This window comes from Stutzerimonas kunmingensis (assembly GCF_900114065.1).
GTDB classification, from domain to species: Bacteria; Pseudomonadota; Gammaproteobacteria; order Pseudomonadales; family Pseudomonadaceae; genus Stutzerimonas; species Stutzerimonas kunmingensis.
This window is the reverse complement of record NZ_FORS01000003.1, coordinates 598035-620830: the sequence shown is the minus strand read 5'-3', so window position 1 is coordinate 620830 and position 22796 is coordinate 598035. Positions and strand designations below refer to the sequence as shown.

24 protein-coding genes and 1 pseudogene are annotated in these 22796 nt (G+C 64.8%); 20 read left to right on the top strand and 5 right to left on the bottom strand.

The window, feature by feature from the left end; genetic code table 11:
• Nucleotides 1-77 precede the first annotated feature (77 nt).
• Nucleotides 78-296, top strand: coding sequence for a DUF2788 domain-containing protein (locus BM275_RS10885; protein WP_003298283.1), 219 nt, complete (start codon nucleotides 78-80; stop codon nucleotides 294-296).
• Between the two features lie 19 nt (nucleotides 297-315).
• Here BM275_RS10885 and BM275_RS10880 read toward each other — a convergent pair whose 3' ends face one another.
• Nucleotides 316-954 (bottom strand): pseudouridine synthase, encoded by a 639-nt coding sequence (locus BM275_RS10880; protein WP_090521150.1) that lies wholly within the window; start codon nucleotides 952-954, stop codon nucleotides 316-318.
• A 291-nt stretch (nucleotides 955-1245) separates the two neighbouring features.
• Between BM275_RS10880 and urtA the strand changes: the two genes are divergently transcribed.
• From urtA to BM275_RS10815, 13 genes are all read left to right on the top strand, one after another.
• The gene (gene urtA, locus BM275_RS10875) at nucleotides 1246-2514 is read left to right on the top strand and encodes an urea ABC transporter substrate-binding protein (protein ID WP_090521148.1); all 1269 of its coding nucleotides are present in this window, start codon (nucleotides 1246-1248) and stop codon (nucleotides 2512-2514) included.
• 176 nt (nucleotides 2515-2690) lie between these two features.
• A complete protein-coding gene (gene urtB / locus BM275_RS10870; RefSeq protein ID WP_090521146.1) occupies nucleotides 2691-4262 on the top strand; it encodes an urea ABC transporter permease subunit UrtB in 1572 nt (523 codons plus the stop codon).
• Nucleotides 4259-5335, top strand: a complete 1077-nt coding sequence (gene urtC / locus BM275_RS10865; RefSeq protein ID WP_041015926.1) for an urea ABC transporter permease subunit UrtC — start codon at nucleotides 4259-4261, stop codon at nucleotides 5333-5335. Before urtB ends, urtC begins: the two co-directional genes overlap by 4 nt.
• Complete coding sequence (gene urtD / locus BM275_RS10860) at nucleotides 5335-6186, top strand: urea ABC transporter ATP-binding protein UrtD (RefSeq protein WP_041016072.1); 852 nt, start codon at nucleotides 5335-5337, stop codon at nucleotides 6184-6186. The genes urtC and urtD overlap by 1 nt, the downstream gene beginning before the upstream one ends.
• A 172-nt stretch (nucleotides 6187-6358) precedes the next feature.
• Nucleotides 6359-7057: an urea ABC transporter ATP-binding subunit UrtE gene (gene urtE / locus BM275_RS10855; RefSeq protein WP_090521144.1), complete on the top strand. Its 699-nt coding sequence runs from the start codon at nucleotides 6359-6361 to the stop codon at nucleotides 7055-7057.
• 219 nt (nucleotides 7058-7276) lie between these two features.
• Nucleotides 7277-8110 carry an urease accessory protein UreD gene (locus tag BM275_RS10850; RefSeq protein ID WP_090521142.1) on the top strand — a complete coding sequence of 278 codons (834 nt, stop codon included), beginning with the start codon at nucleotides 7277-7279 and terminating at the stop codon, nucleotides 8108-8110.
• A 137-nt stretch (nucleotides 8111-8247) separates the two neighbouring features.
• Nucleotides 8248-8550, top strand: a complete 303-nt coding sequence (locus BM275_RS10845; RefSeq protein ID WP_090521139.1) for an urease subunit gamma — start codon at nucleotides 8248-8250, stop codon at nucleotides 8548-8550.
• An 11-nt stretch (nucleotides 8551-8561) separates the two neighbouring features.
• Entirely contained in the window at nucleotides 8562-9116 is a 555-nt protein-coding gene (locus BM275_RS10840; protein ID WP_090521136.1) for a GNAT family N-acetyltransferase, read from the top strand.
• The gene (locus BM275_RS10835; RefSeq protein WP_014818996.1) at nucleotides 9113-9418 is read left to right on the top strand and encodes an urease subunit beta; all 306 of its coding nucleotides are present in this window, start codon (nucleotides 9113-9115) and stop codon (nucleotides 9416-9418) included. Before BM275_RS10840 ends, BM275_RS10835 begins: the two co-directional genes overlap by 4 nt.
• Nucleotides 9419-9567: 149 nt before the next feature.
• Nucleotides 9568-11268: an urease subunit alpha gene (gene ureC, locus BM275_RS10830; RefSeq protein WP_090521133.1), complete on the top strand. Its 1701-nt coding sequence runs from the start codon at nucleotides 9568-9570 to the stop codon at nucleotides 11266-11268.
• Nucleotides 11269-11627: 359 nt separating this feature from the next.
• Nucleotides 11628-12356, top strand: a complete 729-nt coding sequence (locus tag BM275_RS10825) for a hypothetical protein (RefSeq protein WP_090521131.1) — start codon at nucleotides 11628-11630, stop codon at nucleotides 12354-12356.
• A gap of 327 nt (nucleotides 12357-12683) precedes the next feature.
• Entirely contained in the window at nucleotides 12684-14156 is a 1473-nt protein-coding gene (locus BM275_RS10820; RefSeq protein WP_090521129.1) for an NCS1 family nucleobase:cation symporter-1, read from the top strand.
• Between the two features lie 68 nt (nucleotides 14157-14224).
• Nucleotides 14225-15406: a GAF domain-containing sensor histidine kinase gene (locus tag BM275_RS10815; RefSeq protein ID WP_090521127.1), complete on the top strand. Its 1182-nt coding sequence runs from the start codon at nucleotides 14225-14227 to the stop codon at nucleotides 15404-15406.
• Here the strand turns inward: BM275_RS10815 and BM275_RS10810 are convergent, their stop codons facing one another.
• A complete protein-coding gene (locus tag BM275_RS10810) occupies nucleotides 15407-15673 on the bottom strand; it encodes a DksA/TraR family C4-type zinc finger protein (RefSeq protein ID WP_003301757.1) in 267 nt (88 codons plus the stop codon). It lies immediately after the preceding gene.
• Nucleotides 15674-15876: 203 nt separating this feature from the next.
• Here BM275_RS10810 and BM275_RS10805 point away from each other — a divergent pair, with 203 nt between their 5' ends.
• A complete protein-coding gene (locus tag BM275_RS10805; RefSeq protein WP_090521125.1) occupies nucleotides 15877-16602 on the top strand; it encodes a TorF family putative porin in 726 nt (241 codons plus the stop codon).
• 6 nt (nucleotides 16603-16608) lie between these two features.
• On the opposite strand, the pseudogene BM275_RS10800 reads toward BM275_RS10805, so the two are convergent.
• Nucleotides 16609-17476: pseudogene (locus BM275_RS10800) on the bottom strand (isocitrate lyase/PEP mutase family protein).
• 100 nt (nucleotides 17477-17576) lie between these two features.
• Nucleotides 17577-18449 carry a DMT family transporter gene (locus tag BM275_RS10795; RefSeq protein WP_044314365.1) on the bottom strand — a complete coding sequence of 291 codons (873 nt, stop codon included), beginning with the start codon at nucleotides 18447-18449 and terminating at the stop codon, nucleotides 17577-17579.
• 274 nt (nucleotides 18450-18723) lie between these two features.
• Here BM275_RS10795 and BM275_RS10790 point away from each other — a divergent pair, with 274 nt between their 5' ends.
• The 5 genes from BM275_RS10790 (at nucleotide 18724) to BM275_RS10765 (ending at nucleotide 22484) form a co-directional block, all read left to right on the top strand.
• Nucleotides 18724-19209: a GNAT family N-acetyltransferase gene (locus tag BM275_RS10790; protein ID WP_041015919.1), complete on the top strand. Its 486-nt coding sequence runs from the start codon at nucleotides 18724-18726 to the stop codon at nucleotides 19207-19209.
• Between the two features lie 163 nt (nucleotides 19210-19372).
• Nucleotides 19373-19873, top strand: coding sequence for an urease accessory protein UreE (gene ureE / locus BM275_RS10785; protein ID WP_038656553.1), 501 nt, complete (start codon nucleotides 19373-19375; stop codon nucleotides 19871-19873).
• Nucleotides 19870-20562, top strand: a complete 693-nt coding sequence (locus BM275_RS10780; RefSeq protein WP_090521121.1) for an urease accessory protein UreF — start codon at nucleotides 19870-19872, stop codon at nucleotides 20560-20562. Before ureE ends, BM275_RS10780 begins: the two co-directional genes overlap by 4 nt.
• A 658-nt stretch (nucleotides 20563-21220) precedes the next feature.
• Nucleotides 21221-21835, top strand: a complete 615-nt coding sequence (gene ureG, locus BM275_RS10770; RefSeq protein WP_014818985.1) for an urease accessory protein UreG — start codon at nucleotides 21221-21223, stop codon at nucleotides 21833-21835.
• A gap of 76 nt (nucleotides 21836-21911) precedes the next feature.
• On the top strand, nucleotides 21912-22484 hold the full coding sequence (locus tag BM275_RS10765; RefSeq protein WP_090521119.1) for a HupE/UreJ family protein: 573 nt from the start codon (nucleotides 21912-21914) through the stop codon (nucleotides 22482-22484).
• A gap of 14 nt (nucleotides 22485-22498) precedes the next feature.
• Here BM275_RS10765 and BM275_RS10760 read toward each other — a convergent pair whose 3' ends face one another.
• Entirely contained in the window at nucleotides 22499-22741 is a 243-nt protein-coding gene (locus BM275_RS10760; protein WP_014818983.1) for a DUF2789 domain-containing protein, read from the bottom strand.
• Nucleotides 22742-22796: the final 55 nt, after the last annotated feature.

Genomic DNA, 22796 nt, shown 5'->3' with positions numbered 1-22796 from the left:
AATGCCGGCGTATACTGCGCCGCTTTCGCGCCCGGCCTGCCACGGGCGCATTCGTCGAAGTCAGTCAGGAGATCCCTGTGGAGCCCGAAGTTTTCGAAAAGTGGATGATGATCGTGCTCGTCGGCGGGCTGATGGCCTTCATGGCGTTCATCATCTGGGACCTGGCCAAGAAGTCGAAGGCCGGTCGCCTCGGCACCGCCATTCTCTTCCTCGGCCTGGGCCTGTGCCTGTTCGCCTTTCTCGCCAAGCCGGTCATCGGTTACGTCATCGAAGTGACTCAGGGCATCCCGCACTGAGCTGATGCCAAGCCGGCGCCTACAGCTGCGCCGGCACCTCCCGCCACTCACCCGGCTGCAGGCCATCGAGCGCCCACGGCCCGATGCGCACCCGCACCAGACGCAGGGTCGGCAACCCGACCGCCGCCGTCATGCGTCTGACCTGGCGATTACGCCCTTCGCGGATCACCAATTCCAGCCAGCTGGTCGGCACGCTCTTGCGAAAGCGCACCGGCGGGTTGCGCGGCCATAGCTCGGGCTCGTCCAGCTGCCGCGCTTCGGCGGGCAGGGTCAGGCCGTCATTGAGCTGGAGGCCATCGCGCAAGCGCTGCAGCTGCTCGGCGCTGACCTCACCCTCCACCTGCACCCAGTAGGTCTTCGGCAGCTTGTGCTTGGGGTCGGCGATGCGCGCCTGCAACTGACCATCGTTGGTCAAGAGCAGCAGCCCCTCGCTGTCGCGATCCAGCCGGCCAGCCGGATAGACGCCCGGCACCTGCACGTAGTCCTTGAGCGTCGCGCGGCCATCGGCATCGTTGAATTGCGTCAGCACGTCGAACGGCTTGTTCAGCAACAACAGGCGTGGCTCGGCCGGCGGTGCCTTGGCGACACGCCGCGGCGCGGATGGGCGCGCGGTTCGTGTAGGCGGACGCGAGGATGGAGGACGCGGTGGACGGGGCATGGCGACGGGTCTCGATACAGGCCGGCCATGCTAGAAGTGACACCCGGCAGCTGCAAGTGGCGCAGCCACTCGGCGCGGCACTGAAATCGGGCAAAGCGGCCTCCCGCGGTGCACCACCGCCCTTCGCGTGCACCAGCATGGCTCACCGCGAAAGCAGCCCGATCAACCCAAGATCGACGCAAAGCTGCGTCGCAGAAGGCTTTGCGCCATTTGGCACGGATGCTGCCATTACTCCTGGCGTTCCGATGTTTTCAGCCCACAGTTGCGCACGGACAGCCAAGGAGCCCCACAATGAAACGCCGTCCTCTGATCAAGACCACCCTCGCCGCCAGCGCCCTGATGCTCAGCGGCCTGTTCCCGTTCACCCTGCAGGCCGCCGAGACCATCAAGGTCGGTATCCTGCATTCGCTGTCCGGCACCATGGCCATCTCCGAGACCTCGCTCAAGGACATGGCGCTGATGACCATCGACGAGATCAACGCCAAGGGCGGCGTGCTCGGCAAGCAGCTCGAGCCGGTGGTGGTCGACCCAGCCTCCAACTGGCCACTGTTCGCCGAGAAAGGGCGCCAGCTGCTGACTCAGGACAAGGTGGCGGTGACCTTCGGTTGCTGGACCTCGGTGTCGCGCAAGTCGGTACTGCCAGTCTATGAAGAACTCGACGGCCTGCTGTTCTACCCGGTGCAGTACGAGGGCGAAGAGCTGTCGCCGAACGTCTTCTACACCGGCGCGGCGCCAAACCAGCAGGCCATCCCGGCGGTCGAGTACCTGATGAGCGAAGACGGCGGCAGCGCCGAGCGCTACTTCCTGCTCGGCACCGACTACGTCTACCCGCGCACCACGAACAAGATCCTGCGCGCCTTCCTGATCAGCAAGGGCGTGCCGGAATCGAGCATCGAAGAGGTCTACACCCCCTTCGGTCACAGCGATTACCAGACCATCGTCGCCAACATCAAGAAGTTCTCCGCCGGAGGCAAGACCGCTGTGGTGTCGACCATCAACGGCGACTCCAACGTGCCCTTCTACAAGGAGCTGGCCAACCAGGGCCTGGAAGCCACTGACGTTCCGGTTGTCGCCTTCTCGGTCGGCGAGGAAGAACTGCGCGGCATCGACACCAAGCCGCTGGTCGGTCACCTGGCCGCCTGGAACTACTTCCAGTCGGTTGAAAACCCGGTCAACGAAGCCTTCGTCAGCAAGTGGAAAGCCTACGCCAAGGCCCAGAACCTGCCTGGCGCCGACAAGGCCGTGACCAACGACCCGATGGAAGCCACCTACGTCGGTATCCACATGTGGGCGCAGGCAGTCGAGAAAGCTGGCACCACGGACGTAGGCAAGGTCCGCGACGCCCTCGCTGGCCAGACCTTCGAGGCGCCGAGCGGCTACACCCTGACCATGGACGAGAAGAACCACCACCTGCACAAGCCGGTGATGATCGGTGAAGTCCAGGACGACGGTCAGTTCTCGGTGGTCTGGGAAACCGAAAGCCCGGTCCGCGCGCAGCCGTGGAGTCCCTACATCCCGGGCAACGACAAGAAGCCGGATTACGCGGTGAAGTCGAACTAACCGCTGCGGTCGCCGCGGTGGATGGATGACGCGCCAACTCCGCGTCCCGATCCACCCTGCGATCACTCGGCTTTCGTTGGGCGGATCGAGACGCGTAGTCGAGACGATCTCATCCGCCTGCCCACCGCCGCCAGCTCCGCCAAGAGAGCACACGGCGCCCCCTGGGGAATACACAGATGAACACTGCCCTGCACCGATTATTGCTGCTGCTCCTGCTCGCCCTGCCCTGGGCGGCACAGGCCGGAGACGCAGCCGACTACGCCAAGGCCAGCCTGGCCAAACAGGCCAAGCTGCTGGAAAGTTGGGCCGCCGTGCCCGCGCCTGAGCGCCTGCCGTTGATCGAAGCGCTGCGCGCCAGCCGCGTGGTGATCGACCAGAACAAGACGCCCTTCATCGATGAAAACGGGGCCTACCGAGCCCTCGAAGGCGACGCCGAGCCGGTCGGCACGCCGAAGAAGCTGCGCCTGAACAACCGCCTGCGTGGTCTGCTCAACACCGCTCTGGCCAGCCACCAGCTGTTCGCCGAAGACCCCGCGCAGCGCCTCGCTGCGGCCAAGCGCCTGCAGCGCAGCGGCAAGCCGGAACAGCTCGAGCTGCTCCAGCAGCGCCTGGACGTAGAGGAAGATGCTGCCGTCAGCGAAGCGCTGACCCTGGCGCTAGCCAACCTGCAGCTGACCGCGAGCGACCCGGCCGTGCGCCTTGCCGCCGTGCGATTGCTTGGCGAAACCGGTGCTCCGCTGGCGCGGGTAAGGCTGGAAAACCTGCTGGCCGACGAGGCGGAAACCGACGCCGCCGTGCGCAAGGCCGCCGAGACCAGCCTGACCCAGGTCAAACGCAAACTGCTGATCGGCGAACTACTCGGCCAGGCCTTCAGCGGCCTGTCGCTGGGCTCGATCCTGCTACTCGCCGCCCTCGGTCTGGCGATCACCTTCGGCCTGCTCGGCGTGATCAACATGGCTCACGGCGAGATGCTCATGCTCGGCGCCTACACCACCTACATGGTGCAGGTGCTGATGGCGCGTCTCGCCCCTGAAGCGCTGGCGTTCTACCCACTGGTGGCGCTGCCGGTAGCCTTTTTCGTCACCGCCGCGATCGGCATGGCGCTGGAACGCACGGTTATTCGCCACCTCTACGGCCGCCCGCTGGAAACTCTGCTGGCGACCTGGGGCATCAGCCTGATCCTGATCCAGCTGGTGCGCGTGCTGTTCGGCGCGCAGAACGTCGAAGTCGCCAACCCCGGCTGGCTCTCCGGCGGCCTGCAGGTATTGCCGAACCTGGTGCTGCCGTACAACCGCATGGTGATCATCGGCTTCGCGCTGTTCGTGGTGCTCCTGACCTGGCTCTTGCTGAACAAGACACGTCTGGGCCTGAACGTGCGTGCGGTCACGCAGAACCGCAACATGGCCGCCTGCTGCGGCGTGCCCACTGGGCGCATCGACATGATGGCCTTCGGGCTGGGCTCCGGTATCGCCGGCCTCGGTGGTGTTGCACTTAGCCAGATCGGCAACGTCGGCCCGGATCTCGGCCAGAGCTACATCATCGACTCCTTCCTGGTGGTGGTGCTCGGCGGTGTCGGCCAGCTGGCCGGCAGCATCTTCGCCGCCTTCGGCCTGGGCATCGCCAACAAGATCCTTGAACCGCAGATCGGCGCCGTGCTGGGCAAGATCCTCATCCTCGCGCTGATCATCCTCTTCATCCAGAAGCGTCCGCAGGGGCTCTTCGCTCTCAAGGGGAGGGTCATCGATTGAACCAGCCACTTACCCTCACCGCCGCGCAGAAAGCCGGGCCGAAGCTCACCGCCGTCGCCCTCGGTATCGCTTTGGTCGTGTTGCTGGCCATGCCGCTGCTGCACCTGCTGCCGGCCGAGCATGCCCTGCACGTCTCGGCCTACACCCTGACCCTGGTGGGCAAGATCCTCTGCTACGCCATCGTCGCCCTGGCGCTGGATCTGGTCTGGGGCTACGCGGGGCTCTTGTCCCTCGGCCACGGCCTGTTCTTCGCCCTCGGCGGTTACGCCATGGGCATGTACCTGATGCGGCAGAGCGCCGGTGACGGCCTGCCGGCGTTCATGAGCTTCCTCGCCTGGAACGAACTGCCCTGGTACTGGTACGGCACGTCGAGCTTTCTCTGGGCCATGTGCCTGGTGGTGCTGGTGCCCGGCGTGCTGGCCTTCGTCTTCGGCTTCTTCGCCTTCCGCTCGCGGATCAAGGGCGTGTACTTCTCGATCATGACCCAGGCGCTGACCTTCGCCGGCATGCTCCTGTTCTTCCGCAACGAGACCGGCTTCGGCGGCAACAATGGCTTCACCGACTTCAAGACCATTCTCGGCTTCTCGATTTCGGCGCCGGCGACCCGCGCCACGCTGTTCCTCGCCACTGTGGCGCTCCTGGCCGGCAGCCTGTACCTGGGTTTCCGCCTGGCGCGCAGCAAGTTCGGCCGGGTGCTCACCGCCCTGCGCGATGCCGAGAACCGCCTGATGTTCTGCGGCTACGATCCGCGCGGCTACAAGCTGTTCATCTGGACGCTGTCGGCCGTGCTCTGCGGCCTCGCCGGTGCGCTCTATGTGCCGCAGGTCGGCATCATCAACCCCAGCGAGATGGCGCCGACGCAATCCATCGAGGCCGCCGTCTGGGTCGCCCTCGGCGGGCGCGGCACGCTGATCGGCCCACTGCTTGGCGCCGGTATCGTCAACGGTATGAAGAGCTGGTTCACCGTGGCCTTCCCCGAATACTGGCTGTTCGCCCTCGGCGCGCTGTTCATCATCGTCACCCTGTACCTGCCCAAGGGCGTCATCGGCCTTATCAAGCGGAGGGGCGAATGATGAAAACCGTACCTTGCAGCGCCGTCATCGACGGCTTCGATCCCACCGGCGGTGGCCTGACCCGCGATGCCATCGGCCTTGGCCGGGTAGCCGAGAAGGGCCTGGACGTACGCCACGGCACCATCCTCAGCCTGGAAGACATCAACGTCAGCTTCGACGGCTTCAAGGCGCTGACCAATCTCAGCCTGTACATCGGCGTCGGCGAGCTGCGCTGCATCATCGGACCCAACGGCGCCGGCAAGACCACCATGATGGACGTCATCACCGGCAAAACGCGCCCGGTCAGCGGCAGCGCCTGGTTCGGCGAAACCCTGGACCTGACCCGCATGAGCGAGGTGGACATCGCCCAGGCCGGCATCGGCCGCAAATTCCAGAAGCCCACGGTGTTCGAGGCGCTTTCGGTGTTCGAGAACCTGGAGCTGGCGCAGAAGACCGACAAGTCAGTGTGGGCCAGCCTCAGGGCCAAACTCTCCGGAGAGCAGAAGGACCGCATCGACGAAGTGCTGGAGACCATCCGCCTCGGCCAGTCGCGCCATCGCCCGGCCGGGCTGCTGTCTCACGGACAGAAGCAGTTCCTCGAGATCGGCATGCTCTTGATGCAATCGCCGCAACTCTTGCTGCTCGACGAGCCGGTGGCCGGCATGACCGACGCCGAAACGGAATTCACTGCCGAGCTGTTCAAGTCCCTGGCGCGCAAGCATTCGCTGATGGTGGTCGAGCACGACATGGGCTTCGTCGAAACCATCGCCGACCACGTCACCGTGTTGCATCAGGGTCAGGTGCTGGCCGAGGGTTCGCTGCAACAGGTGCAGGCGGATGAGCGGGTGATCGAGGTGTATCTGGGGCGGTAGAGCGGCTCGCAGGGGTGAATGAGGCCGGTTTGATCCATTGATGCCATCCCATGGTGGATGGGTAAAGCGTCATCCACCCTACGCCCGCCGAACGCCCATGCCCGCATCATCACAAACCTAATCGTAGGGTGGATAACGCCAGAGGCTTATCCACCAAGTGAAGGAGTCGCACATGCTGCAAGTCCAGCAACTGCACCAGTACTACGGCGGCAGCCATATCCTGCGCGGCCTCTCGTTCGAGGCGAAGGTCGGCGAAGTCACCTGCCTGCTCGGACGCAACGGCGTCGGCAAGACCACCCTGCTCAAGTGCCTGATGGGCCTGATCCCGGCCAAGGAAGGCGCGGTGAACTGGGAAGGCAAGCCGATCACCGGCTTCAAACCGCACCAGCGCGTGCACGCCGGCATCGCCTACGTGCCGCAAGGGCGCGAGATCTTCGGCCGCCTCACCGTCGAGGAAAACCTGCTGATGGGCCTGTCCCGCTTCAGCGCCAGGGAAGCCAGGGAAGTACCCGAATTCATCTACGAGCTGTTCCCGGTGCTGAAGGAGATGAAGCACCGCCGCGGCGGCGACCTCTCCGGCGGCCAGCAACAGCAATTGGCGATCGGCCGCGCGCTGGCGAGCAAGCCACGCCTGCTGATCCTCGACGAACCCACCGAAGGCATCCAGCCCTCGGTGATCAAGGAGATCGGCGCGGTGATCAAGAAGCTCGCGGCCCGCGGCGACATGGCGATCCTCCTGGTGGAGCAGTTCTACGACTTCGCCGCCGAACTGGCCGACCAGTACCTGGTGATGAGCCGCGGCGAGATCATCCAGCAGGGCCGCGGCGAAAACATGGACGCCGAAGGGGTGCGCGGGCTGGTCGCCATCTGAGCGATTAATGCACCAAAACGGCGCGTCATTCGCTCAATGCACCAGCCAGAAGCACAAGAGCGTCGTCCAGAAACGCTTGGTCAGGATGCGAATACGCGCCGGAAAGCGCTGCAACGCCTACCTGTCAGGCCTCGCCACCGGACGACGCACCAGGGCAGCGCACAACGGGCATGGCGATTGCTCTGCTTTCCTGACCGACAGATCGAAAAGCCTGCGCCCATGAACGCCCCTGCACCGCTGTTCACCCCCCACTGGCATGCCGAGCTCGAGCTCGGTTATGCGCTGTGCGCCAGTGCCACGCGGCCGGTGCTGCGTCGACACAGCGGGCCGCTGCGAGTGCAGAAGCATCTCTACCCAGAGGGACCTGAGGTCTGTCAGCACATCATCGTCCACCCGCCGGGTGGCATTGCCGGTGGGGATCGGCTGGATATCAGCGCCTCGGTTGCCGCCGGTGCCTGGGCGCAACTGACCAGCCCCGGTGCGGCCAAGTGGTATCGCGCAGTCGGCCCGGCGTTTCAGGACCTGCGCCTGCGCGTCGAAACCGGCGCCACGCTGGAATGGCTACCGCAGGAGACCATCGTCTACTCCGCGGCGCAGGCCGAGCTGAGCACGGTCATCGAGCTGGAAGGCGACGCGCGGCTGTTCTACTGGGACATGGTGGCGCTCGGCCGGCCGGCCGCAGGCGAGCGCTTCGACGCCGGGCATTTCCAGGCGCGCCTGGATATCCGCCGTGATGGCCAGCTCATCTGGCATGAACGCCAGCGCATCGCCGGCGGCGACGGCCTGCTGGATTCGCCGATCGGCCTCGACGGGCGTTCGGTGTTTGCGACCCTGATCGTCAGCGGCGAAATCAACGCGGAGCTGATGGAACGCTGCCGTGAACTACCCAGCCGCGTGCGTGGCGACCTGACCCAGCTGCCCGGCCTGGTGGTCGCGCGCTGCCTCGCGGACGAAGCGCTGCATGCGCGCGCCTGGCTGATCGATCTGTGGCGGCTGTTGCGCCCTGAACTGCTGGGCCGCGAGGCGGTACCGCCCAGGATATGGAGTACATGAACAACGGTGGGTAAGGCTGCGCCGTTACCCACCCTACCCAGCGCGCCTGTGTGCACGCTGCCTGAATGACGCTGCGTGGTCTCGACCACGAGCCGGTGGATGCGAAAAGCGACGTCCACCCTACGACTGGAGCTGTTATGGATCTGTCACCAAGAGAGAAGGACAAGCTGCTGATCTTTACCGCCGGCCTGGTGGCCGAACGCCGTCTGGCGCGCGGGTTGCAGCTCAACTACCCGGAAGCCATGGCCTACATTTCCGCGGCACTGCTCGAAGGTGCGCGCGACGGCCGAACGGTCGCCGAGTTGATGCACTTCGGCACCACCCTGCTCAGCCGCGAGCAGGTGATGGAAGGCGTGCCGGAGATGATCCCGGAGATCCAGGTCGAGGCCACCTTCCTGGATGGCACCAAGCTGGTCACCGTGCATCAACCTATTCCCTGAAACGCGGGTCAATGTCTACTGCGAACGACCTTGAACCGCTTTTGAAGGAACTCAACGTGCAGATACGCGACGCCCTGGACACCGACCTCGCAGGCATCCTGCGGATCTACAACGATGCCGTGCAGAACAGCACGGCAATCTGGAACGACCGGATCGTCGACCTCGACAACCGCCGCGCCTGGCTGGCCGAGCGCCACGATCAGGGTTACCCGGTGCTGGTGGCCATCGACGAGGGGGGCCAGGTGGCCGGCTACGCCTCGTTCGGCCCATGGCGCCCGCATGACGGCTTTCGCCACACCGTGGAGAACTCGGTGTACGTGAGCCCCGACCACCGCGGCAGCGGCATCGGCCGCAGCCTGATGAAGGCGCTGATCGAGCGCGCCCGGATGCTCGAGAAGCACGTGATGGTCGCCTTTATCGAAAGCGAGAATCGCGCCTCGGTGCATATGCACCAGCAGCTCGGCTTCATCCACGTCGGCCAGATGCGCCAGGTCGGCTGCAAGTTCGGCCGCTGGCTGGACCTGACCATGATGCAACTGACCCTGAACAGGACGTCCCAACCATGATTCCCGGCGAATACCAGATCCAGGACGGCGAGATCGAGCTCAACGCCGGCCGCCGCACCCTGACCCTCTGCGTGGCCAACAGCGGCGACCGGCCGATCCAGGTCGGTTCGCACTACCACTTCTTCGAAACCAACGATGCGCTCACCTTCGACCGCGCCGCCACGCGCGGCATGCGTCTGAACATCCCGGCCGGCACCGCGGTGCGCTTCGAGCCGGGACAGAGCCGCGAGGTGGAACTGGTCGAGCTGGCCGGCGATCGCCGGGTGTTCGGTTTCGCCGGGCGAGTGATGGGCGCGCTTTAAAAGCCCCTCCACCCCAGCCCTCTCCCAAGGAGAGAGGGAGAAAAGCAGCCACCGCGACGGAATGGACCAACGCCGATCAGCCCCCTCTCCCTCCGGGAGAGGGTTGGGGTGAGGGCAGAGCCAATACAGGGACCGACCAAGGAGCCCCGATGAAGATCAGCAGACAAGCCTACGCCGACATGTTCGGCCCCACCGTCGGCGACAAGGTGCGCCTGGCCGATACCGAGCTGTGGATCGAGGTCGAAAAGGACTTCACCACTTACGGCGAGGAAGTGAAGTTCGGCGGCGGCAAGGTTATCCGTGACGGCATGGGCCAGGGCCAGCTGTGTGCCGCGGATGTGGTCGACACCCTGATCACCAACGCGCTGATCCTCGACCACTGGGGCATCGTCAAGGCCGACGTGGGCCTCAAGGATGGCCGTATCGCCGCCATCGGCAAGGCCGGCAACCCGGACATCCAGCCGGACGTGACCATCGCCATCGGCGCCGCGACGGAAGTGATTGCCGGCGAGGGGATGATCCTCACCGCCGGCGGCATCGACTCGCATATCCACTTCATCTGCCCCCAGCAGATCGAAGAGGCCTTGATGAGCGGCGTCACCACCATGATTGGCGGCGGCACCGGACCGGCCACCGGCACCAACGCCACCACGGTGACACCCGGCCCCTGGCACATGGCGATGATGCTCAAGGCCGCCGACGCCTTCCCGATGAACATCGGCTTTACCGGCAAGGGCAACGCCTCGCTGCCCGAGCCGCTGATCGAGCAAGTCAAGGCCGGCGCCATCGGCCTCAAGCTGCACGAAGACTGGGGCACCACGCCCGCCGCCATCGACAACTGCCTGAACGTGGCGGACCAGTACGACGTGCAGGTGGCGATCCATACCGACACCCTGAACGAATCCGGCTTCGTCGAGACGACCCTCGGCGCGTTCAAGGGCCGCACCATCCACACCTACCACACCGAGGGTGCCGGCGGAGGCCACGCGCCGGACATCATCAAGGCCTGCGGCTTCCCAAACGTGCTGCCCAGCTCGACCAACCCGACGCGGCCGTTCACACGCAACACCATCGACGAGCATCTGGACATGCTCATGGTCTGCCACCACCTCGACCCAAGCATTGCCGAGGACGTGGCCTTCGCCGAGAGTCGGATTCGCCGCGAGACGATTGCGGCCGAAGACATCCTGCATGACCTCGGTGCCTTCTCGATGATCAGCTCCGACAGTCAGGCCATGGGCCGCGTCGGCGAGGTGATCACCCGCACCTGGCAGACTGCCGACAAGATGAAGAAGCAGCGCGGCGCCCTGCCCGGTGATGGCGCCGGCAACGACAACTTCCGCGCCAAGCGCTACATCGCCAAGTACACCATCAACCCGGCGATCACCCACGGCGTCAGCCACGAGGTGGGCTCCATCGAAGTGGGCAAGTGGGCGGATCTGGTGCTCTGGCGCCCGGCCTTCTTCGGCGTAAAGCCGACGCTGATCCTCAAGGGAGGCGCCATTGCCGCCAGCCTGATGGGTGACGCCAACGCCTCGATCCCGACACCGCAGCCGGTGCACTACAGGCCGATGTTCGCCAGCTACGGCGGCTCGCTGCATGCCTCCAGCTTTACCTTCATCAGCCAGGCGGCGTTTGACGCTGGCGTGCCGGAGCAGCTGGGCCTGAAGAAAAAGATCGGCGTGGTAAAGGGCTGCCGTTCGGTGCAGAAGAAGGATCTGATCCACAACGACTACACGCCGGATATTCAGGTCGACCCGCAGAACTATCAGGTGCGCGCGGATGGGCAGTTGCTCTGGTGCGAACCGGCCGAGGTGTTGCCGATGGCGCAGCGCTACTTTTTGTTCTGATCAACCTGTTCTGATCGACCTGTTCTGATCGGCAGCGCGCCGGGACGGAGGGCCAATTGCCTTCCAGTCAGCGCGCGTTTTGACCATCGCCGCAAGGTCGATGCTCGCGCTGCACTTCGTCGGTTCGCGAGTGAATCAACCGTTCGATGGATTGGGAAAGTCGGGCATGGAATTACCGTCTGACAACCCAAGCGCAACGCTCTACCCAGGGATGCATGGATGCGCAGCGACCACCGGCTACCGTGGCTGGCGGGAGGCATTGCCGGTGTCGCGTTCGAGGGGAAAGCGGGCGTTTTCGGGTAACCGCGTCAGCTGAAAACCAGCGGCGCGATTGACTGAATCCTACGGAGAAACAATCGATGTTCAAAACCAACGTGCTTTTCGCTGCTGTCCTCGCCGTCTCTGCCACCCAGGCTATTGCGGCCAGCAGTGAAGCGGTTATCGAACAAAACGGTGTTGACCAGATCGCCGATGTCTACCAGGAAGGCGTCGGCCAGGCTTCGTACATTTATCAGACCGGCGCTTCGCAGCAGAACAGCGCCACGACCACCCAGCTCGGCCAGGACAACTTTTCCGAGGTGACTCAGCAGGGTGCCTTGCACCAGGCCGATGTCATTCAAACCGGCGTCGAGGGCGAGGTGTTCATCAGTCAGTACGACCGGGACAACAGCACCATCGTCGAGCAGGCCGGCTTTGCCAACAGCGCCGACGTGACCCAGGACGGCGTGAGCAACGATGTGGTGCTGATCCAGGACGGCGCGTACAACAGCACCATTGTCGATCAGTTCGGGGAGGGCAACGAAGCACTGATCTCCCAGAGCGGCCAGGAAGGCATCGTCGATCTCATCCAGACCGGCAACATGAACGTGGCCGATATCGATCAGGCCGGAATCGGCAACTCCGTCGACCTGGAGCAGCAGGGCGACGGCAACCTCGCGCTGGTCGATCAGTTCGGCGATTCCAGCCAGGCCGTGCTGCTGCAGACTGGCGCCGACAACTTCGCGACAGTGACCCAGGCAGGCTTCGCCGACTACGCCAGCGTCAGCCAGACCGGCAGCAACAACACCGCGATCGTTACCCAGCAGTAATCGCGTCATCGGCCGATTCGGTCGGAAAGCCAGGCCCCACGCAGGCCTGGCTTTTTTATGTGCCATCGGAAAGCACCCTGCTGGTGCACTGCACGCACCTTAGGCTCTCGAGCGGCGCATCCACAGACAGGGCTTTGCACTCTACCCGCCTAAACTCGCCACCCTTTCTGTATACAAAAAATCCAGGCGAACTGCCTGGGAGCGCCTAGAATCCAGGGGTTGGCGACGTAGCGCGCTGCGCCACAGTCGGACAATTCGCGAGCTCTGCCTTACGCGGAACAAGAACTGCATACAAAAAATCCACAGTCTTGCTCAGAGCGCCCTCCCATGAACCATGACGATTTCCAGATCAAGCAGATCGATCCCAGCCTGTACAACGCCGATCTCGCGCCACTTGCCCCGGCTGAGCGCAAATGGGGCTGGTTCGAGATATTCAATGTGTGGTCCAACGACATCCAGAGCCTGTTCGGCTACACCCTCGCAGCCACGCTATTCATCAGTTACGGCCTCAATGGCTGGGCGGTCCTGGCGGGCATCGTGCTGGCCGGTTTCATCGTCATGGGTCTGGTGCAGCTCACCGGCAAGCCCAGCGTGAAGTACGGCATTCCGTTCCCGGTGATGGCGCGGGCGAGCATGGGGGTACGCGGCGCGAATTTCCCGGCGGTGGTACGCGGCATCGTCGCCATCTTCTGGTACGGCGTGCAGACCTATTTCGCCTCGACCGCGGTGGCCCTGTTGCTGCGGACACTGCTCGGCAGCGAGCCACAGGCCGCCACGCTGCTCGGCCTGACGGCCATCGACTGGGCCGCCTACGTGATCGTCTGCGTGTTTCAGGTGGCGCTGTTCGTCCGTGGCGTCGACTGGGTAACGCGCTTTCTCAACTGGGCCGGCCCGCTGGTCTACCTGGTGATGATCTTACTGATGATCGCCATCTGGTATCAGGCCGGCCCGAGCCTGCTCGGCGCCCTCGGCGACATCTTCAGCGGCAGCGGAGAGCACGCCGGCGGACCGATAGCCGCGTTCGCCGCGGTGGTCGGCACCATGGTCGCCTACTTCGCCGCCGTGGTGATCAACTACGGCGACTTCGCCCGCTTCGTGAAGAGCGAACGGCAGATGCGCATCGGCAACTTCCTCGGTCTGCCGGTGAGCCTGGCTATCTTCTCGATGATTGCGCTGGTGATCACTGCCGGAACCGTGGTGGTGTTCGGCGAAACGCTGACCAACCCCACCGACATCGTCGCGCGCATCGACAACGTGACCCTGACGGTGGTGGCCGCCATCACCTTCTTTGCCGCCACGGTCGGCATCAACCTGGTCGCCAACTTCATCCCGCCGGCCTACGACATCGCCAACCTGGCGCCGGCCAGGATCAGCGCGCGTACCGGCGGTTTCATTACCGCAGCCATCGCCTTCTTCATCGGCGCGCTGTGGGTGGCCTTCATCAGCGAGGTGGGTATCGCCGCCTTCGTCGACACACTGGGCGCGGTGCTGGCGCCGCTGTACGGCATCATCGTCGCCGACTACTACTTGGTTCGCCGCCAGCATCTGGACCTGCAGCAGCTGTTCTCCACCGAGCGCAGCGGGATCTACCACTTCAATGCCGGCTGGAACCGCAAGGCGATGATCGCCTTCGGCGTCAGCGCGCTGTTTTCGGTGGCCTCGGTGTGGGTGCCGGGCCTGGAGAGCCTGTCCGGCTTCGCCTGGCTGCTCGGCGCGCTGTTCGGCGGCGTGCTGCACTACGGACTGATGCGTAACCAGTCGTTGCTCGCTCGGGCGGGGCAACCCGCTCCGCTCGGCTGACCGGCGCCTGCTGCAGAGGTCGGCCATGTTAAAGTGGCCGGCCTTTTTACGTCGCTCAGGGCCTGCAGATGGTGCGATCCATCCTCGACGACCTGCTCACCGTCCAGCGCATCAGCGCCGTCCCGGCCATCCTGCAAGTGGTCAGCGAAACCACTGGCCTGCGCTTCGCTGCGGTTGCCCGCGTCACCGAGACGAGCTGGACCGCCTGCGCCGTACTCGATCGCATCGAGTTCGGCCTGAAGGTCGGCGGTGAGCTGGACATCACCACCACGCTTTGCAGCGAGATCCATGCCTCGCAGCAGCCGATCATCATCAGCCAGGTCAGTGCTGACCCCGATTACTGCAACCATCACACACCGCAGATGTATGGCTTCGAAAGCTATATTTCGGTGCCGGTGCTGCGCGCCGACGGCAGTTTCTTCGGCACGCTCTGTGCGCTCGACCCGCTACCGCGCGACCTTTCCCACCCGGCGACGCGAGCGATGTTCGAGTCATTTGCGCGGCTGCTGACGCTGCAGATCGAAGCCGAGGAGCAACAGCAGGCCACGCGTGCGGCGCTGGCCGATGAGCGCATCACCGGCCACCAGCGCGAACAGTTCATCGCCCTGCTCGGCCATGATCTGCGCACCCCACTGGCCTCGATCCAGGCGGCTAGCGATCTGTTAGTCCGGCGCTCTACGGAACCCGATACGCAACGACTCGCCGAGCATGTGCGCACGTCCAGTCAACGCGCCTCACGAATGGTCGATGATCTGCTGGATTTCGCCCGCGGCCAGCTGGGCAATGGCATACCGCTGAACTGGACGGCCTCGGCCAACTTGCATCTTGTTCTATCGCAGGTGGTCAACGAGCTGCGTACCGCCTATCCACGCCGGGTGTTGCTTGACCAGCTGCCGGAGCTGCCGGTGTTCGAGTGCGACCCGGACCGCATCGCCCAGCTGCTGGCCAACCTGATCACCAATGCCCTGCATCATGGCGCCAGTACCGGCCCGGTGATCGTGAAGGCCGAAATAGTCGACGGGCATTTCCAGCTATTGGTACACAACCGCGGCACGCCGATCCCAGCTGAACGGCTAGAACAACTGTTCCATGCCTATTCCCAGGAAGACGACACCTCGCGCAACGGGCTTGGGCTCGGGCTGTTCATCGTCGATCAGGTGGCCAAAGCCCATGGCGGCGGCATGCGGGTAACCTCCAGCGCCGAAGCCGGTACCACCTTCACCTTCCGCATGCCGCTGCGGCGCGCCTGATCAACGCAGCTGGCTGTCCTTGCTGCCACGGCGGTTGTAGCCGCTGAACCTGGCGTCTTCCTTGTCCTGCTCGGCCTGGCACTTGATGCACAGCCTGACGCCGGGCACTGCCTGGCGCCGCGCTTCGGGAATGGCCGCGCCGCACTCCTCGCAATGCTTGAGGCTCTCGCCGCGGGCGAGCTTGCTGCGGGCACGCTGCACCGCGTCTTCGACGGTACTGTCGATCTGCTCCTGGACGGCACCGTCGCCTGCCCAACCTGTCGCCATTGCTCACCTCCCGCATCGCTCGATGCTGTTCTGCTTTGGAGTCATTGCGCGGGGCGGATGCTCACCCCAGGCGATACCGCCCATCGAATGACGCCGGGCAATCGACGGATGGCGCTGCCCGGGCGGCATAGTCGCCTATCCTGCCCCGGTTCACGCCGACGGCTCAGCGCCTCGGGCATTTGCGAACCGGCAGGGCAGCCAGCATGAAGCGCATCTTACCGACCATAACCAGCCTGCTCCTGGCAGCGGGCTGCGCCAGCGAACCACAAGTGCTCGAGCGCGAACTGGGCACCTTCGACCTCAAGCTGGGCACCGAGCCTACCCGCAGCATGGCGCAGGGCCTGGTGCAACCGAGCACCGGCAACGCATTCCATGGCGGACTCGATCTCACCCATGCCAGCGGGCTGTATGTCGGGCAGTGGTCCCCCAGCGTCGGATTGGTCGACGGAAGGCAACTCGAGGTGAATTCCTATCTCGGCTATGTGCAGCAGAACGATCATGACCAACTCGGCTATGAGATCGGCCTGATGCGCTACAGCTTTCCGGAACTGCCCGAATGGGATCGTCACGAATACTACGGTGGCCTGACGCTGGGCGACCGGCGCCTCGGCGCGGCGCTGAACAGCGCCGCCGGGCGTACCGACAGCACGCTTTATCTGGACCTGGGCACGGTGACGCCTTTCGCCGTCGGCGTCCGCGTGAAGTACTCAAGCCACGCGCTGGCCGCACCGCATTATCTCGGCGGTGGCGACAGCGTGGACCTGTTCAGCGACTGGTCGCTGGACCTCTCGCGGCCCTGGCTGGGCCTGCAGCTGAACCTGTCCTACAGCGACTCCAGCCTGAGCGGCCAGGCGTGCAGCGCCTACTCGGGACAGAACCCGCGCTGCGACGGGCTGCTTACCTTCCGCGCCGAGCGTCAGCTGTTCTGAGCGCGGCTATTCCTTGACCTGCATGTATTCCTCGGCCCAGACGACGTATTCATCGGCCGTGGAGTATTTTACCGACAGCTGCGAAGCGTTCAGGTCCAGCGCATCGACCTGGCGTTGCTCGCGCAGGCAGTCGTAGGTGGCCTTGATCGCCGCGAAGTAGGCCGCGTGGCCGTTGACCACGATGCGCACGCCGAGCGCCGCCAGCCGAGCGTTGTCGCGCAGGTTGGGGTTGCCGTAGGTGACCAGCATCAGCGGCTTGCTGAGCTGGCTGGCTGGCGATGCTTTCCAGATGGTCGAAGTCCTCGATGCCGACCAGACAGATGGCATCGGCGCCGGCCTTCTCGTAGGCCTGGGCGCGGGCGATGACTTCCTCGAAGCCGATCACCCCGGCATTCGTCCGGCCGATGATGGCCATTTCCGGGTCGACTCGCGCCTCCAGCGCCGCACGGATCTTGCCAACCGCCTCGAACATGCCGATGAGGTCGGTGGAGCGGCGACCGAATTTGGGCGGCAGCAGGGTGTCCTCGATGGTCAGCGCGGAAATCCCGGCGCGCTCCAGTTCGGAGACGGTGCGCATCACGTTCAGCGCATTGCCGTAGCCATGATCGGCGTCGGCCAGCACCGGCAACTGGGCGACACGGCAGATACGCGTGGCCTGCTCGACGAACTCGCTCAAAGTGATGAGGTTGAAGTCCGGCGCGGCGAGGACCTGCAGCGAGGCCACCGAGCCGCCGAGGATGCCCACTTCGAAACCGAGGTCGGCGGCGATGCGCGCGGACATCGGGTCGAACACCGAGGCGGTGTGGAAGCAGCGGTCGGCGTTCAGCAGCTCGCGAAAGTTGCGGCGCAGGTCGTGATGAGAGAGTCGCGGCATATAGGCTCCATGGGTGCACGCAAGGGTCGATTCGCCCTGTCTTTTCATTTCAGTGTTGTTGAGAAGCTGCCTGGTCGGCCGAATGGCACATTTTCGCTGTTTATCCCTCGGCCGGCCCCTGGCGGCGCTGCACATAGGCCATGCACAGGCCGCTGGCGATGATCACCGCCATGCCGATCAGCGCCCCGGCATCCGGCGCGTGATCGAAGGCGACATAGCCGACCGCCCCGGCAAACACGATCTGCCCGTAGGTGAACGGCGCCAGCGTCGCCGCGCTGGCGAAGCGGAAGGCATTGGTCAGCAGCAGGTGCCCGAGCATCGCCATGCCACCGAGCGCGCCCATCAGCAGCGCGTCGTGCAGCGTTGGCGTGCGCCAGTTGAAGACCACCAGCACGCTCAGGGTCACGCAACCGACCAGGCTGGTCAGGTAGTTGCTGGTCACCGGGTGATCGGTGCCGGCCAGGCGCCGGGTCACCAGCTGATACACGGTGAACGACAACGCCGCGCCGAAGGGCAACAGCACCGCCGGGGTGAACAGCGCCGAACCGGGGCGCACGATGATCACCACCCCGAGCAGACCAAAGGCCACGGCCAGCCACTGGCTGCGACTGACCCGCTCGCCCAACAGCGCCGAGGCAATGGTTACCAGCACCGGGGTCAGAAAGATCACCGCGGTGGCTTCGGCCAGCGGGATGAAATGCAGGCCGTTGATGAACAGCAGGCTGACGCTGACCAGGCTTAGCCCACGCAGCAATTGTGGCCACGGCCGCAGAGTGCGAAACACACGCTGGCCCATGCGCGGCACGAACAGCGCGGTCATCAGCACCGTCTGCGCGACATAACGAGCCCAAATGACCAGAAACACCGGGTAGATTTCCGAGAGGTGTTTGGCCAGCCCGTCATGGCTGGCCAGCAACAGCCCCGACAGCAATATCAGCAGAACGCCGTAGAGCGGGTGGTGGTGATCGTTCAACGCAGGCCTCAAGCCACTTGTTAGCAGGCTAACCATTATGCCTGTCATCTTGTCGCACCGCTGCACCAATCAGCTGAAACCTTTCACCTGAGCCTGGACACGGCCGCGGCTGTCCGGCTGTCCGGCTGTCCGGCTGTGCTGGCAGCGGAGCTGCGGATGCGCCGCCCGGCGGCAAGCGGAGCGCCGGCATTTCGCGTATGATCGCCGGCTTTTTGCCGAGCCGCGCGGCGTTTCGCGGCGTTCGAGTGTAGTCGTGATGTACCAGTTGAGAGCGATGCAGGAGCGCGATATCCCTGCCGTCCTGGCGATCCAGGAAGAGTCCTATGCCGCCGAGGTTCTGGAAGACGAGGCGGTGATCCGCTCACGTCTGGCGACATTTCCGCAGTTGGCGTGGGTGGCCGAGGATGACGAGGGTGTGTGCGCCTATCTGTTCGCCTACCACTCGCGGCTGGGTAAAGTGACGCCGCTGGACGGGGAGTTCTGCACCGACGGCGAAGCCGATTGCCTTTACCTGCATGACCTGGCCGTGGCCGGACGGGCCGCCGGCCGCGGCATCGGCCCGGCACTGGTGCGGCATAACCTGCAACAGGCCGGCGCCGCACAGCTGCGTTATTCGGCGCTGGTGTCGGTACAGGATTCCACGGGATTCTGGTCGCGTCTGGGCTACGAAGCCCACGACGAACTCGACCCGCCGCAGGCCGGCAACCTGGCCAGCTATCAGATCCCTGCCGTGTACATGGTGCGCGACCTGCACCAATAAGGCGCACGCACCTGACCCGACCCCGACAGGCGCACCATGACGGTGCTCTCAAAGCCCCATTATCAGGCACTCTGGTCCGGCAGCCTCCGGGATCGCGATACATGGGCTCGGTTGGCAAGCCACTTGCTCTTGTTCCGGAAACGATCCGACCGGAACTCTGCACATGCTGGTGATTCGCCAACGCATCGACGCCCGCCCCGAGTGGCAGGCCGAACTTGAACTGACCTACGACGCGCGCAGCAAGAGTCGCCTGCGCTGCTTCAGTACCAGCGGCGAAGACGTCGGCCTGTTTCTCGAACGCGGCCAGCCGCCGCTGCACGATGGCGAATGCCTGCTCGCCGGTGATGGCCGTGTCGTGCGCGTGCGTGCTCGGCCCGAGCAACTGCTGCACGTCACCTGCGCCAGCGCTTTCGAACTGACCCGCGCGGCGTATCACCTGGGCAACCGCCATGTCGCCCTGCAGGTCGGCGATGGCTGGCTGCGGCTGCTCGACGACTACGTGCTCAAGGACATGCTGTTGCAGCTGGGCGCCGGCGTCGAACACATCGAAGCCCCCTTCCAGCCGGAGCATGGCGCCTACGGCGGAGGTCATCACCATTCCCACGCGGGTGAGGCAGAGTTCAGCTACGCGCCGCGCCTGCACCAGTTCGGCGTACGGACGTGAACGCGACGGCCGCTCCCGGCTCGGCCTGGGCGCTGCTCCGGCTGGCCAGCCCGCAGCTGCCGATCGGCGGCTACAGCTATTCCCAGGGTCTGGAAATGGCGGTGGAAAACGGCTGGGTGAACGACCCGGACAGCGCCCGGCGTTGGCTGGAGGATCAACTGCTGCTCAACCTCGCGCGCTTCGAGGCGCCGCTGCTGCTCGCGCATTGCGAAGCGGCGGCACAGGACGACTGGCCGCGTCTGTTGCTTCTGGCCGCCGAGCACCGCGCCAGCCGCGAAACCCGCGAACTGCAGCTGGAAAGCCGGCAGATGGGCTATTCCCTGACGCAGCTGCTCGACGGCCTGCCGGAACTCGACCAGCCAGCGCGCGACTGCCTGGCCGCTGCCGACGAGCCCGGTCTGGCACTGGCCTGGGCGCTGGCCGCCCGAGCCTGGCAAATCACGCCCGCCGACGCTCTCGCCGCCTGGCTGTGGGGCTGGCTGGAAAACCAGCTGGCGGTGCTGATGAAGACACTGCCGCTGGGGCAGCAGGCGGCGCAGCGGTTGACCTCGCAGCTGGTGCCCACTCTGACTCAGGCGCAGCGGGAAGCCAGCGAACTGCCGGAGCGGGAATGGGGCAGTGCGCCGTTTGGAATGGTGCTGACCAGCATGGCGCATGAGCGGCAGTACAGTCGGTTGTTTAGGTCATGAGCGGATCGAGTCCGGCGTTGCCGTGCGCGTCTGTAGGAGCGAGCGCTGCTCACGAACCCGATGGTCACTCGTGGCGAACGGTGTTCACCGAACCAATGCGAAGGAATCTTGGCCGCGAAACTGTTGGCTTTCTGCCTGAGTGCCGGCGCTCCGCACTTTCCTCGGCGCGAGCGACAGGTTGCGCCTCTCACGACGCCTTACTTTTCTTTGCACGCGCAAAGAAAAGTAAGCAAAAGAAAGCGCGCCCCTGCATCCGGCCCTGCACTACGCGCAGGGTTCGTTCACTCCATCGCCGCTCCAGGGGCCGGCTTACAAGGGCCATCCATGGCCCTTTAAGCCTTTCGCCGCATCCGTGCGGCTCATCCCCTTACGCAACGATTCCGCTCACCCTCCTGAAGGGGAATTGGATGTTGCCTGTCAGGCCGTGGATGGAAAAGCGAATGCCGGTGCAACGCAATGTAGGGTGGAAAACTGCGCAGCATTTTCCACCGCAAGCTACAAGCAAGCCCTTGCCGCGCCATGGCCGATTACTTTGCAGAACGGTGGGTAAGCTTCGCGTTACCCACCCTACGGACTTCGCGCCCCTCCGCGCACCCCGGCAGCACCCCCTTCGCATCAACCCCAAGGCAGCCACACCGCCTTCCAGAGGAGAACACCCATGAACACCCAACCCCTGCGCGTCGGCATTGGCGGGCCGGTCGGTTCCGGCAAGACCGCCCTGACCCTCGCCCTGTGCCAGGCCCTGCGCGACCGCTACAACCTCGCCGTGGTGACCAACGACATCTACACCCAGGAAGACGCCCAGTTCCTCGTGCGTAACGAAGCCCTGGCACCCGAGCGCATCATCGGTGTGGAAACCGGCGGCTGTCCGCACACGGCGATCCGCGAGGACGCCTCGATCAACCTCGAGGCGGTGGAGCAGCTCAACCGGCGCTTTCCCGGCCTGGATCTGATCATCGTCGAGTCCGGCGGTGACAACCTCTCGGCGACCTTCAGCCCGGAGCTGTCGGACCTGACCATCTACGTGATCGACGTGTCCGCCGGCGACAAGCTGCCGCGCAAGGGCGGGCCGGGCATCTGCAAGTCCGACCTGCTGGTGATCAACAAGATCGACCTGGCGCCCATGGTCGGTGCCTCGCTGGAGGTGATGGATCGCGACGCCCGCAAGATGCGCGGCGAGCGGCCGTTCGTCTTCAGCAACCAGAAGGTCGGCCAGGGTCTCGAGGAAATCATCGCCTTTATCGAGAAACAGGGAATGCTCAGCGCCGCGTGACCTCGCCCATCAACGGAAATCGACCGAGTGCCAGCTTCTCGGTCCAGCTCTCAGCCTTGCAATCAGAGGAACTCGCATGAACGTACAGAAAATCCTGGTCACCTCCGCCCTGCTGCTCAGCCCTGCGCTAGCCCTGGCTCACCCCGGCCATGACCACGCCGGAGTGCTGTCCGGTATCGCCCACCCGATCTTCGGCCTCGACCATCTGCTGGCCATGCTCGCGGTGGGTCTATGGGCGGCTCAGCAGACTGGCAAGGCGCGCTGGGCGCTGCCGATGACCTTCGTCGCGACCATGCTGCTCGGCGGCCTGGCCGGGTTCGCCGGAATCGAAATGCCGCTGATGGAAACTGGCATCGCCGGCTCGGTGCTGGCCCTCGGCCTGCTGGTGGCACTGGCGGTACGCCCGCCGCTGGTCGTCGCTGCCGCACTGACCGCGCTGTTCGCCGCCAGCCACGGCGTTGCCCACGGCCTGGAACTGCCAGAGCTATCCAGTCCGTGGGGTTATGCCGCCGGCTTCGTTATCGCCACTGCCGCTCTGCATGCCGCCGGTTACGCGCTGGTGCGTTACCTGCCGCAGGCCGCGGCGCCGCTGGTGCGTGTCGCCGGTGCTGCCTCGGCACTCACCGGCGCCTGGTTGCTGGCCAGCTGAGAACCAGGCCATGCCTAGTGGTAGCGCCGTCGCAGCGCCACATTGAGGCGATCGACCACTTCGGCCCAGTCGGCATCCTCGAGGATTTCCTCGCGCAGGAAAGCCGCCTGGGCCGGCGTCCAGAACGACGCATCGGCCAGATAGACGTCTTCGGCCAGGGGTGAGTGGGTTTCGATAAAGCGCCTGATCGAGACATCATCGTTGGGCAGGCCCAATTGCTCGAACAGGTTATGGAAGGCGTGGATCGACTGTTCCATGTTGAACCTCCGGTGCTGACGCGGGAATGAACGCTATGAGTATCGTCCATTCCCA